Annotated in this window: 11 protein-coding genes; 4 read left to right on the plus strand and 7 right to left on the minus strand. The window is 43.9% G+C overall.

Annotation, left to right across the window (positions count from 1 at the left end; genetic code table 11):
* The first annotated feature begins 54 nt into the window (after positions 1-54).
* Complete coding sequence (locus tag RGE70_RS04485) at positions 55-774, plus strand: DUF599 domain-containing protein (protein ID WP_310470344.1); 720 nt, start codon at positions 55-57, stop codon at positions 772-774.
* Here the strand turns inward: RGE70_RS04485 and RGE70_RS04490 are convergent.
* A complete protein-coding gene (locus RGE70_RS04490) occupies positions 761-2,110 on the minus strand; it encodes an ABC1 kinase family protein (RefSeq protein WP_310470345.1) in 1,350 nt (449 codons plus the stop codon). The two genes, RGE70_RS04485 and RGE70_RS04490, sit on opposite strands and share 14 nt — an antisense overlap.
* Before the next feature lie 293 nt (positions 2,111-2,403).
* On the opposite strand from RGE70_RS04490, the gene RGE70_RS04495 reads away from it, so the two are divergent.
* Positions 2,404-3,816: a protein kinase gene (locus RGE70_RS04495; protein ID WP_310470346.1), complete on the plus strand. Its 1,413-nt coding sequence runs from the start codon at positions 2,404-2,406 to the stop codon at positions 3,814-3,816.
* Positions 3,817-3,922: 106 nt separating this feature from the next.
* Here RGE70_RS04495 and RGE70_RS04500 read toward each other — a convergent pair whose 3' ends face one another.
* The 4 genes from RGE70_RS04500 to RGE70_RS04515 form a co-directional block, all read right to left on the minus strand.
* Positions 3,923-5,128, minus strand: coding sequence for a DUF3300 domain-containing protein (locus RGE70_RS04500; protein ID WP_310470347.1), 1,206 nt, complete (start codon positions 5,126-5,128; stop codon positions 3,923-3,925).
* Between the two features lie 126 nt (positions 5,129-5,254).
* The gene (locus tag RGE70_RS04505; RefSeq protein ID WP_310470348.1) at positions 5,255-6,676 is read right to left on the minus strand and encodes an ATP-binding protein; all 1,422 of its coding nucleotides are present in this window, start codon (positions 6,674-6,676) and stop codon (positions 5,255-5,257) included.
* 2 nt (positions 6,677-6,678) lie between these two features.
* A complete protein-coding gene (locus tag RGE70_RS04510) occupies positions 6,679-7,368 on the minus strand; it encodes a response regulator transcription factor (protein ID WP_310470349.1) in 690 nt (229 codons plus the stop codon).
* A gap of 46 nt (positions 7,369-7,414) precedes the next feature.
* Positions 7,415-7,732, minus strand: a complete 318-nt coding sequence (locus RGE70_RS04515; RefSeq protein ID WP_310470350.1) for a PepSY domain-containing protein — start codon at positions 7,730-7,732, stop codon at positions 7,415-7,417.
* A 230-nt stretch (positions 7,733-7,962) separates the two neighbouring features.
* Between RGE70_RS04515 and RGE70_RS04520 the strand changes: the two genes are divergently transcribed.
* Together RGE70_RS04520 and RGE70_RS04525 are read left to right on the plus strand one after the other, a co-directional pair.
* The gene (locus RGE70_RS04520; protein WP_310470351.1) at positions 7,963-8,778 is read left to right on the plus strand and encodes a choice-of-anchor H family protein; all 816 of its coding nucleotides are present in this window, start codon (positions 7,963-7,965) and stop codon (positions 8,776-8,778) included.
* Positions 8,779-9,026: 248 nt separating this feature from the next.
* Complete coding sequence (locus RGE70_RS04525) at positions 9,027-10,364, plus strand: M20 metallopeptidase family protein (protein WP_310470352.1); 1,338 nt, start codon at positions 9,027-9,029, stop codon at positions 10,362-10,364.
* A gap of 217 nt (positions 10,365-10,581) precedes the next feature.
* On the opposite strand, the gene RGE70_RS04530 is transcribed toward RGE70_RS04525, so the two are convergent.
* Positions 10,582-11,895 (minus strand): DEAD/DEAH box helicase, encoded by a 1,314-nt coding sequence (locus tag RGE70_RS04530; protein ID WP_310470353.1) that lies wholly within the window; start codon positions 11,893-11,895, stop codon positions 10,582-10,584.
* A 292-nt stretch (positions 11,896-12,187) separates the two neighbouring features.
* Positions 12,188-12,439, minus strand: coding sequence for a hypothetical protein (locus RGE70_RS04535; protein ID WP_310470354.1), 252 nt, complete (start codon positions 12,437-12,439; stop codon positions 12,188-12,190).
* Between the last annotated feature and the right edge of the window lie 39 nt (positions 12,440-12,478).

Genomic DNA, 12,478 nt, shown 5'->3' on the forward strand with positions numbered 1-12,478 from the left:
AGATGCAATGCTAAGTAGTTTAGCCTTACTTTTATCGGTGCTTATGAGACAGTTATGAAAATTACTTTGTTAGATGTTGTGGCTATTGTGGTGTTTTTGTCTAGTTGGGTTGGCTATGCCAGGTTTGCTAAAGCGAAAGCTAAGAATACCAACTGTATTGCTAAATGTTTGCATCAGCATAGAATTCACTGGATGTATGAAGTGATGACCCGAGAGGTCCGCGTTGGCGAGGCTGCACTTTTAGCTAACCTTGAACGTAATATTTCATTCTTTGCTTCAACGACTATGTTAATACTTGCTGGTGTATTAACACTGTTTGCCCAAGTAGAGCGATTGGAAGCTGTCATTGCTACCATTCCTTTTGCGGCAGAACCTAATCATGCATTGGTACAGGTAAAGTTGGTGTTTCTGGCGTTTATTTTTGTGATGGCCTTTTTCCAGTTTACTTGGTCGATGCGCCAGTATGGTTTTCTTGATGTCATGATAGGTGCAGCCCCATTCGATAAAGACGGCAATAATGCAAATTTGCGCCGCTACGCAAAGCAAATGGCTATCGTGCAAGATCAAGCGGCACATACTTATAATTTTGGCTTACGATCTTACTATTTTTCGACAGCTTTACTTTGTTGGTTTTTCCACCCTATATTGTTGATTATATCCAGTTTACTAGTGGTGTTGACACTTTATCGGCGCGAGTTTAATTCTAAAGTGGTACAGGCGATAACCGCAGGGCAAGATCTGTTAGCCGCAGAGCGTAAAATTAAAGATTTATAGTCAAAGGTGTCTGAATAAGTTGTAATTCAAACAGCTGCTTTACGTTGACCTTGGCCCCTATTTTTGACGCCAACAGATACAGGCCTGCCAGCTTTCGGTGTATAAATATGGCATCGACTGGCGGGCTATGCCATTCATTGTGCTTCATGCTTATCGTTTGTCCTGCCTGCATTATTCTTGTCGCTAAGGTATCGTTACTAAAGTCATACTCGCCTTCAAAACGAAGTGGCTCACAGGCTAGGTAAAAGATATCAAGCACTAAATTTTTTTGTTCAGTGGATATTTCTTCTTGAAAAAAACCGATTTTTTGCGCTGCGGCAGCCATCTGTAACCGGTTGTTTTCTGTCGCTGCAACCATCAGTTGTTTGTATTGAGCTGAAATTTCACTTGGGATCTCGCGTGTTGCGCCAAAATCAAGCAGTACTAGTTTGTCGGACTCAAGTTGATATTGATAGTTAGCAAAGTTTGGGTCGGTTTGCATTAATCTGAAACTAAATAGCTCTTTAAAGAACAGGCTTAGTAAGCGGGTCGCGATCTCGTTCCGGGTTTCTGACGCCAACAAATGTATAGATTCTATACTTTGTCCTTCAATAAATGACATTACCAACATGTTTTGATTACACAGCTTTGGATAGGTGCAGGGCACTATAAACTCATCTTTACTTAGCTCATTGGAATCGATTAATGATTGAAAGCGTTGCAGCATTAATAATTCATGTCGATAGTCGGCTTCTAAGTGTAACTGTTGTTTTGCCTCTGTTAACAGTGGATCTAATTGCACATTAGTGGGAATGAGTTTCGACAGTTTGAGCAGTGTGGCCACGTTATCTATATCACTATCAATGCTATTGCGGATCCCTGGATATTGCAGTTTAACGGCCAGTTTATCGCCGGTATCGAGCGTGGCTAAATGCACTTGTCCAATTGATGCCGCCGCAAATGGGTTGAGCTCAAAGTGTGCAAATGGCTCAAGCCATCCGTCCCCCCAATTGGCTTTTAATAATGCGATGAGCTGCTTGTGAGGCATGGCTTTTGCGTCCGAACGCAATCGAGACAGAATGTTAGCCAACTCTTTTGGTATGAGTTCACCTGAGTCCATAGACAGCATTTGGCCTACTTTCATTGCTGCGCCGCGAAGTTCCGACAATTTGTCTGCCATGTGAGTAATATTTGTTGGTGTCAGCATTAATTCGTTGAGCGACGGTTTTTGACCCTTACTAAGCTTCTTGGCTCCTTCAAGCATGACGTTTCCTGCAAGTCGTGAGGCTAAACCACCTAATGCTGAGAATCTAGATAATCGACTACTTGGAACTTTAGCCGTTTGTTTGTTTTTCATAGGCAGTTGTATCCCTTAATACCGACCCGCAGGCTGCTTGAATGTAAGCTTTTAGTTGCAGTATCACCTCAACATTGAGGTTGGTTAATGTTAGGACTATACGCTATGGCAAAGTATTGGATCAGTCATATTGGCATTAATATCGCGGCTACGCCGACGTGTTAGTTGTGCTGCCAAGCCTGCGGCACTTAACACTTAGTGGTCAATAGTTTTGCTGTTGATAATGGCCTTTCTCATTGAATTAAGATGTATTACCATTGCCACCATTTTAGCATTGGGTGAGGCAGTAGATTTTGCAAACATTGGCACAGTTAGATTCAGGTGAATTATTAGGGGCAACTAAGCTCACTCTTGCCGCGGGATTGACCACATTCCCAAAAGCCATATTGTCACTGGCGGACACTCTAGAGGTGTTAGATTTATCTGGTAACCAGCTCACTGAACTGCCAACTGATTTTGCTCGTTTGCAGCAATTAAAGTTATTGTTTTTGACCAATAATCAATTTGAACATATTCCAGCCGTATTAGCGGCTTGTCCGCAATTAGAAATGATAAGTTTTAAGTCTAATAAGCTTAAAGCTGTGGCTACTGGCTCATTACCCATTACCACTCGTTGGTTGATTTTAACCGACAATCAAATCTCCTCTTTGCCAGAGAACATGGGGCAGTTACACCGATTACAAAAATTAGCCTTGGCGGGGAATCAACTCCATTCGTTGCCACAAAGTATGGCTCAGTGCCGCAACTTAGAATTAGCTCGATTATCGGCTAACCAATTTTCTGAGTTTCCTGATTGGTTATTTACTTTACCTAAGCTTGCTTGGTTAGCTCTTGCGGGTAACCCTCTTAGCGAAGATGCCAATAGCGAGATTAAAACGGCTCAGCCGATGCAAACTGTGGCTTTGGCAGATCTTGAATTAGGTGATGTGATTGGTCAGGGGGCATCTGGAGTCATTTATAGTGCCAAATGGATTAAGCAGCCGGATTCATTATTTGGCGAAAGTTTGAATGTAGCTGTGAAGCTGTTTAAAGGTGAAGTCACCAGTGATGGTTACCCGCGTGATGAGTTAGCGTGTTGCTTACAGGCCGGATTGCACCCAAACATCATTAAAGTCGTGGCGCAAATTAATCAAGCCGATCAGTTGGGGTTAGTGATGGAGCTGATCCCGCGTACATACGCTAACTTAGGCTTACCGCCTTCGCTGGAAACTTGCACCCGCGACACCTTTGTACAAGGTGATGTCATTGAGCTGCAGCAGGTGTTATTAGTGCTGATGCAAATGGCGTCGGCTATGGCGCATCTTCATGATAATGGTGTTAGTCATGGCGACGTTTACGCGCACAATACTATGATCAATTTTCAAGCTTCGATGCTGTTTGGAGATTTTGGTGCTGCGTCCAATCTCAATCGGTTACCTACAATGCAAAAAGAAGCGATGGAAAGCATTGAGGTTAGGGCTTTGGGTTGTTTAATTGATGATTTGCTTGTTAATCGATTAAATTCAACAACGGAGCAAAGTGCCTTAGTTGCTCAACTCGCACAACTAAGTAAAGATTGTTTGCAACCAGAGCTGTCGCTACGCCCTCGCTTTAATGACGTTTCAGCCATGTTGATTGAAATAAATAAATCGCTCAATAAAACGCTGCTTAAAAACTCGGCTAGCCGGCACTTAGCCGCTTCTACTGTATTTGAGGTGCCGTCTTAATCGTTGATGTATAAACGAGCTTTAGTCTTTAGTCTTTAGTCTTTAGTCTTTAGTCTTTAGTCTTTAGCTTGCGCCATAGTAGGGTTATTCGCTATGGCGCAGTTTATTAGTTTTTGCTGCGTTTAGCTTGGTTTGCGCGGCTGTTGCTGCGAGCTTGCTTATGACTGTTCCTTGGTTGTTGGTATGTCTGTTGGCTACGAGTGTGTTTTTGCTTGTTTACCGCTGGTTGATGATTTTTAGCCACTAATTGACGGCTTTTGGCTGGCTGATGGCTCTTTACTGCTTGACGGCTTTTAGCTGGCTGGTGGCTCTTTACTGACTTTCCATTAGCCAAATGTGCTTTGTGCCGAGTTGGCTGCTGTAGTTTTTTGGCAAATTGCACTTCACGTTTTTTAGCCACCTGTTTATTATTTGGGCTTCTTATTACTTGGCTGCGAGCACGGCTAGGACTATTGTATTTATGCCTTAGGCTATTATTACTATAAGCCACACCGCGACGATGTTGCGGTTTGTGAGACCAACGTTTTGCGCCATGACTGGTTGTAATACGGGCATGATGGCGGTAGTGGTGCGATTTTTTATGGTGTATGACTACAACATGATGGTTATGCCAATGAAACGCACTGAAAAAATAGTTAAAGCTAATGTGTACGCCGGTATGCCAATAAAAATGTCCGTGGCCTGGGGTGACATATCCTGGGTACACGGCCCAATAAACGGGTGGGTAATGGGTCCAATGCCATGTGCCGTATACCACTCTAGGATCATAATAAGGCACGTACACCACTTCTTTTTTAACTGACTCAATCACGATTTGGTTATTGACTTTAGTGACCTGCATATTTTGCAGATCATCAAGGCTATTTGCATTGTCTGCTTGTGCACGCAGTGCTTGGATACTGTCTAGCACTTGAGCTTCGTTTTGTAAAAATGCATCTCCAAGTGCTTGTGTCCATTTCAAGTCATCACTGAGCTTTTGTAATACAGTAGGAAACGCAACAAGGGCGGTAACACTTGGGTCCCATTGCATTGTTTCTGCAGTCTTTACTTGGTTTTCAGTGCTTAATTGTTGGTTTTTTTGCTGCCAGCGTTGTGCTTCTACAACTTCTAATGGGTAGGTGGCGGCAATTAATATGTGAGTCAATAAACTGTCTGGGTATAAAGCAATAGGGGCTAATATTTGCGCCAGCTCTCCCTCGTTTAATTGAGTTTGCTGTGCACTACTAACATCTTCAGCGTAGGCATGGATCGGTGTGGCTAATTGCAATAGGGCAACCAGCAGCCAACAACAGCATTGTTTGACGATATTCATATCGTTTCCTCTCGATATTTGACTATAGCGTCATTATAGAAATACCAAGATGAACATAAGCTGAAAGTCTAAAACGGCACAAAGCGAGCGTGAAAGGCGGTCAATATCAGTGAAACGAGTGTGGCATCAACCATTAAATTCGACGCTAAATAGTGCGCCACCCAATCGAGTTGAGCGGCCAATGCATAGCCGGCCATGATAACTATCAACAAGGTCACGTACGATAGCTAATCCAATGCCATGGCCCATTTTATATGAGTCAGCTCTTATGCCACGCTCAAATATTTGCGCTTGTAGTGCTGCGTCAATGCCTGCGCCATCGTCTTCAACACATATTTTTAGCTTTTTGTTGTTATATTCAATACTGAGCAACACTTTACTGGCTGCAGCTTTGCAGGCGTTGTCGAGTAGGTTACCGAGTACTTCTGACAGGTCGGCTTCGTCGCCTTTGAAAATAGCTTTACGGTCAACGTTTTGGTCAATAGCGATCAATGGCTGGCAATATATTTTGGGTAGGTTTTTAACCAGTTTGTCTGACACTTCGACAACCTCTACCCCTAAGTGCCACGCGCTTCCTGCGGCTGACTGCGCACGTTTAAGTTGATGACCTATAATGCGGTTAATATGAGAAACTTGTTCGAATGACTCTGAGCTTAAATCTTGCTGACTTTGAATGACCGCTAATGGCGTTTTGAGACTATGGGCGAGATCAGCTAAAGCATTTCGATACCGTTTACGCTGATTTTGTTCGGTATTAAGCAGGGTATTGAGCTGCAATGCTACTGCTTGCAGCTCGGTTGGGTAATGATTACAAAGCTGGGTTGCTTTGCCGTTTTCAATCGCACTAAGCTCTGACTCTAAACTTGAAAGCGGTTTTAGCGTCCACCACAACCACGCCATCTGTATCACTAGTAACAACGCTAATAAAATAAATAACCAACGCCAAAGTTGATGGCTAAATTGAGTTACTTGCTGCTGAAACTCAGTTTGGTCTTTAATTATATGAATCGTGATGGGAAATTGGTTACTGCTATCGCCATTGCTAGTAGGTCGCTCGAAACTGACGCTAAAACTGTAAATCAAATGTGGCTGGCTATTTAATGAGATATCACTAAATTGCCCTTGGCCTTTTTGCGGTGAAGGCAATGTATTGGGGAGCTCAATACCTAATAACGACTCTGACCGCCACGCGGTTATTTGCGGCATTGAATGGCTGCTAGAATCATGGTTAGAAGGTTGATGGTGTTGTAACTTTTGCGCTGGAATTGTTATGGCTGCATACAAACCGGACTGAATCACATTAAACGAGTTTTCGAGCAGTGCCTCGGGCATTTGTAAGCCCGCGTCATTAACCTCTGTTACCGCTAAAATTGCGAAAAAATAAGCTTTGAGTTCGTTCATTGAAGCGCTTTTTACTTGTTGTTTAAACGCATCATTGAGGGTGAGGCCAATTAGTGGCATCACAATTAAAATCAGCAGTAGTGCACTTACAATCAGTCTGGCTTTGAGTGATTGCATAAATTGAGGTAAGCGCTTGGTTGCTGACATCGTTATAAAGACTTAACTGGGGGCTGCTTGGTTAAGCGATACCCTTGGCCGCGTAGGGTTTCTATGAGGCCTAGTTGATTGTCGGGGTCGAGCTTTTTACGTAGTCGGCGAATAAAAACTTCTATGACATTGGAGTCAAGGTCAAAGTCTTGGTCGTAGATATGCTCTGTGAGCACTGTTTTAGATTTTACCTCACCGATATGCAGCATAAAGTATTCAAACAGTTTGAATTCAGAGCCGCTGAGATTGATGGGCTCGCCGTTTTTAGTGAGTGCTAGCGTACTGGTGTTAAGTGAAAAGGGGCCGTTACTTATCACGGGGCTTGCTTTACCTGCTGAGCGGCGAATTAACGCTTTTAGTCTGGCGACAAGTTCTTCTGGTTGAAACGGTTTGGTTAAGTAGTCGTCAGCTCCTGCGTCTAACCCCGCGACTTTGTCTTGCCAGCTGTCGCGTGCCGTTAACACCAAAATAGGGAACTCAATGCCCAGCTCACGAAGTTGAGTGATCACCGCTATGCCATCAATTTTGGGGAGTCCAATGTCGATAATCGCAGCATCATAATTAAATTCTTTGGCTTGAAACAGGCCTATTTCACCATCGTCTGCGGTGTCGACAGTGTAGTTAGCGGTGAGTAGGTGCTGCTTTAAATTACTTTGTAGTGCAAGGTCGTCTTCAACGAGTAATAGTCTCATATTCAGCCTTTATAGTATTTCAGTTGTGCATGACGCGTCGTGAGCATTACTTGCGGCTTACTCGGCCGGTTTTTGCATTGACGTTGACATAGAAAACCACGCCATCTTTTGATAGTAATTTGACCCGGTAACCAGCACCACCTCGAACGTTAGCCGACTGTACCTTAAGGACTTTTCCTGAATACTGACGTTTAACTAGCTGTACTGCCTGTTGCGAACTGTTGACCTGTAACGACTTGGAACCTCTAGCATTAGCGATTCCCATGGCGGCGATAGCGAACGCAGGCTTATGCCCGCCAGCATAGGCAGGTAAAGAGCCGAGTGTAGTTAGCGATATAAAAACCAACAGGAGAACAGCTTTCATTAAGAGCACCAATGGGTTGAGGTAGTCACAGTTTAAAAGATCGCGCTTGATTAGTCATCATTCCTGCACAGTGGAGTGCCTAGGTATTTAGGTATAGCGTTTTTTAGATGAACCCAAGCTGAATATAAGATCAGAGTTTTGCTTCCCTAGGCAGCTGTATTGATGTTCAGCTTATGTTCATTTGAATTGGCTTTTAATGACCATCATGTAATGAATCACTTGAGGTCACCATGAAACTAACTAAATCAATGATGAAATGGATTACGCATGCGCTTTGGTTTTGTATCGCTTTATTGCCAATGGCTTTGATGGCGAAGGACATACCGGTTAGCAGTGTCTCAGCAGGTTATAAGCAAAGTGATGATTCTGAACGTCAATTTAGGCTAAATAGTGAATTATCAACCACTCAAAAACAACTCATAGATAATCGTCAGCCCGTGCAGCCCAGTGCTTCTAAGCAAACGCGAGAAGTGGTCATTCAGGCCCATATTGATAGCGCAAACAAAAAAGTGCGCCAGCAACAAGCACAGGCATCTGCCAGCGTATTTGCGAACCCCATCTATCATCAATTTCAAATTTACGATGCTTATACTCGCCTGTTTGTCGATAACGACGCTGACGGTTTTTACCAAACTTTTAGCGTGACATTTGATGCCGATGTCAGCGGGCAATACGTTAACGAAAGCGCAAATGTGTTTGCAGAGCTGTACCTTAGTCGCAATGGTGGCCCATGGCTGCACTATTACACCACGGATGTGTTTAGTATTTATGGTGATGCAAGTGATGATGATTTTGAAGTGCTCACTACCCTTGAGGCTGGTTATGCAACAGGCCACTACGATGTGTTAATTGATTTGTATGAGTTAGGTTATGGCGATATCGTCGCGACAGTTAGCGCTAATGAACTTGATAGCCTCTATGCTTTACCACTTGAAAGTGCTAACCGTGACGGCAGTGAGATTGAGTATGGTGACCCCGTAGCTGGAAGCTTGTCGTTATGGCTATTATTGGGTTTATTGCTCGTGTTCTTGGGGCGAAAACAATAGCAAACATGGCAAATAAGTACGACTCTTGCAGCTAATTAATTAAGTATTACTGTCGTTGTTACTTACAATAGGAGCGATACGGTTACCGCTAGTAACAATGATTAAGGCGGTAGCCTAGGTGGCAGTACTTAAGGGGGCAAACAGGGTAAATAATAAACATTGGCTGAGTAAAGGCTTATATTTCACTCTTTTTTCATGCTTGTGGTAGCTTAAGCTTTCTATAACCGTCTGAAATGGAAAGCATCGCTATGACACTCTTATCAAAAACACCCCTCGCACTCAGTCTATGTCTATTAATGGCTGCACCATTGAGTAGTCATGCTCTTGCAGCAAGCTTAAATGACTCGGTTAATAAAGCGATGCCAAAGCTAGAGCAGTTGTATCTGCATTTGCACCAACATCCAGAGTTGTCTTACCAAGAGCAAGCCTCGAGTGCGCGGATGGCAAAAGAGCTTAAAAGTTTAGGCTTTGAAGTGACAGAACAGTTTGGCGGTTTCGGAGTTGTTGGTATTTATAAAAATGGTGTTGGGCCTACAATCATGATCCGGGCAGATACTGATGGGCTACCGATTGTGGAAGATACTGGTAAGCCTTATGCCTCAACGGTTACTACGGTTGACGCCAACAATAACACCGTTGGCATTATGCATGGTTGTGGCCATGATATTCATATGACAAGCCTTATTGGTACTGCGCAGCAGCTCGTGGCCAGCAAAGCTGATTGGCAGGGAACGTTAATGATGGTGGCGCAACCTGCCGAAGAGGTGGGCGGCGGCGCCAAAGCGATGTTAAAAGAGGGGCTATTTAGCCAGTTTCCAACCCCTGATTATATTTTAGGTTTACATGTCAGCGCTGGGATCCCTGCAGGTAAAGTGGGGATCGCCCCAGGTTATGCGCTTGCCAATGTGGACTCGGTTGATGTTAGCGTAAAAGGTCAGGGCGGACACGGCGCGTATCCGCACGCGACAAAAGATCCAGTCGTGTTAGCTTCAAGAATGGTACTGGCATTACAAACGATTGCCAGTCGCGAGATCTCACCGCTAGAACCTAGTGTGATGACCGTGGGCTCCATTCATGGTGGTTCTAAACATAATATTATTTCAGATGAAGTAAAGTTACAGTTGACTTTGCGCTCATACAGCCCTGATGTTCGGCTACAGCAAATTGAAGCACTTAAACGCCTAACTAAGGGAATTGCTATCAGTGCCGGTTTACCTGAATCACTCATGCCTCAGGTGCATGTGCACGAAGACGAGTCTATCCCCTCAACCTATAACGACCCGGCACTAGCAGCTAGCGTGCAAGCCAGCATTGAGCAAGAAATTGGTGTGGCTAATGTGGTTAAAACTGAGCCAGTTATGGCGGGAGAGGATTTTGGTTTATACGGCCTAACACCAGAAAAACGCCCAATTACAATTTTTTGGTTAGGGTCGGTTGAGCCAGAAACGTATCAGCTCAGCCTTGATAACGGCACAACGTTACCGTCATTGCACTCAAGTAAATTTGCGCCAGATTACCCACTAACTATCAATACTGGTGTCAGAGCGATGAGCCGTAGTGCATTGAATTTGTTTAATCAGAAATAATTATTGGCAGCAATAGTACTGACCTTAGTATTCGTTCAGTAATGTGCCGTTGTGGTAAACATAAATGGGTGTGTATTTGCCGCGGTGAGGTGTTTTTAATGCCAGAGCAAAAATAGCACGCCAGTAAAAACAAAAAAGGGAGTCAGGCTGAAACAGCTTAACTCCCTTAACTCCCTTAGTATTTATATCAATAAATTACCAAGTAAAATGGCCTGCGCTAAACGTTCCATGGGTTCGGTGGTAGCTTGCTGCTCGGTTTACGTTTGTCATCGTGTTGAGAACGTTTATTCGCCGCAGACTTGGCATTACGCTTGGGTTCTCGCTTGGCTGTTTCTTTGTTTTTTTCAGTCATTTTTTTAAACTTAGGCACGAAGTTTAATACTGATATTGGCACTTCTTTACGCGGAGCAAAGCCTTCAATTTCTCGGCGTTCAATTAAATGACCGAGTCGGCTTTCAATCATGCATAAGTTTTTAAAGTCATCCTTTGAAACGAGCGAGACCGCTTCACCATTTGCGCCTGCACGACCAGTACGACCAATTCGGTGAATGTAGTCGTCAGCAGGGAAAGGTAAGTCGTAGTTAATTACTAACGGTAACTCATCAATATCAAGACCACGAGCGGCAACGCCGGTGGCGATTAATAGTCCAATTTTACCCGCTTTAAAGTCGGCTAATATTTTTTCGCGTACTTCTTGGCTTCTGCCGCCATGAATGCACTCGGCGCGAATATCGCGCTTTTCAAGTTGGCTTACCAGTTTGGCGGCGCCTTGCTTAGTTTCGATAAAAATCAGCGCCTGTTGCCAGTTATTTTCTTTGATTAAGTGGCTTAATAGAGCCGATTTTTTATCTTTATCAACCGTAGTTAACCATTGCTCGATTTTGGGTTTTGAATCGGTATTGGCAATCACAGAAATTTCTACTGGTCGATCAACCGTGGTTTTAGCCAGCGTTTTAACTTGGTGTGACAAGGTGGCAGAAAACAGCAGGCTTTGTCTGTCTGTTGGCAACTTGTCCATAATTTTGTCGATATCTTCGATAAAGCCCATATCGAGCATTCTATCGGCTTCATCGAGCACTAAAATGTCGAGCTCATCAAAATGGATAGCACGTTGGGTATACATGTCGAGTAGTCGACCTGGTGTTGCGACCAGTATGTCGACCCCGTCAAGTAAACGTTGGCGCTGCGGGGCAGCATCAACACCACCATACATCGCCATTGAAGTTAGCGCTAAGTGCTTACCGTACTGCTGAATATTCGCTTCGACCTGCACGGCTAGCTCACGTGTCGGCGTTAAAATCAGCGCGCGGATGCGTTTTTTGCGCTGGGTTTGTGATTGACTCAGGAGCTGCAAAATAGGCAATACAAAACTGGCGGTTTTGCCGGTGCCGGTTTGCGCAGCAGCCATTAAATTTCGGCCGCTTAAAATCACCGGAATGCTCTTAGCTTGGATAGGGGTTGGGGTGGTGTAACCTTGTTCGGTTACCGCGGTAACGATTGGATTGCTTAATCCAAGCTTAGTAAACGGCATGGTGAGTCTCAGTTGTCAGATTATTATATTGCTTATTGCAGTTTGGTTTAATACTTAGCGTATTAAATCTCAAGGTATTTTCTATGCTTTAATGTACCGCTACGGTTGATGAATTTTGTCATTACAATAATAACTTATTTAAATTCCCCGATTGTAATCGGCATTTATCACATCAATAAACAGAACACGACACTAATGTGATTGGCATAAAGCGGCGTGCTGTCACGCTCACCGTTGTTGATTATAACAGTATGTCGCCACTATCGGGTGAGTTTGTTAACTCAAACACTGGCTACTTCATCGTGACCTTACCGCCAACAAACTTAAATGCCGGCGCGCCACGAACTAACGTGTCTCGCGCAAAAATTTGGTCGCATTGTGGGCAGGTGCATGGGGTGTGGGTATAGTCGGTTACAATGCGTTCTTTAAAGCATTTTATTAATGCGCCTTTCCCGCCTTTTCGATACTTGAACAGTAACGTCCGACATTTGGCGCATGCTATCTCAACGGTTTGTGTTGGCCCTTTTTTATTCGGTTTTGCCATGAGTTCTCTTTTACTATTGGGCTGAATGTTAATTTTGCC

The organism is Shewanella youngdeokensis, from assembly GCF_033180165.1.
Taxonomy (GTDB): domain Bacteria; phylum Pseudomonadota; class Gammaproteobacteria; order Enterobacterales; family Shewanellaceae; genus Shewanella; species Shewanella youngdeokensis.

Bases quoted from the DNA above. Each gene is read 5' to 3' on its own strand.
- RGE70_RS04490 (WP_310470345.1), bottom strand. From the start codon at position 2,110: ATGAAAAACAAACAAACGGCTAAAGTTCCAAGTAGTCGATTATCTAGA.
- RGE70_RS04485 (WP_310470344.1), top strand. From the start codon at position 55: ATGAAAATTACTTTGTTAGATGTTGTGGCTATTGTGGTGTTTTTGTCT.
- RGE70_RS04525 (WP_310470352.1), top strand. From the start codon at position 9,027: ATGACACTCTTATCAAAAACACCCCTCGCACTCAGTCTATGTCTATTA.
- RGE70_RS04520 (WP_310470351.1), top strand. From the start codon at position 7,963: ATGAAACTAACTAAATCAATGATGAAATGGATTACGCATGCGCTTTGG.
- RGE70_RS04500 (WP_310470347.1), bottom strand. From the start codon at position 5,128: ATGAATATCGTCAAACAATGCTGTTGTTGGCTGCTGGTTGCCCTATTG.
- RGE70_RS04505 (WP_310470348.1), bottom strand. From the start codon at position 6,676: ATGTCAGCAACCAAGCGCTTACCTCAATTTATGCAATCACTCAAAGCC.
- RGE70_RS04515 (WP_310470350.1), bottom strand. From the start codon at position 7,732: ATGAAAGCTGTTCTCCTGTTGGTTTTTATATCGCTAACTACACTCGGC.
- RGE70_RS04510 (WP_310470349.1), bottom strand. From the start codon at position 7,368: ATGAGACTATTACTCGTTGAAGACGACCTTGCACTACAAAGTAATTTA.
- RGE70_RS04535 (WP_310470354.1), bottom strand. From the start codon at position 12,439: ATGGCAAAACCGAATAAAAAAGGGCCAACACAAACCGTTGAGATAGCA.
- RGE70_RS04530 (WP_310470353.1), bottom strand. From the start codon at position 11,895: ATGCCGTTTACTAAGCTTGGATTAAGCAATCCAATCGTTACCGCGGTA.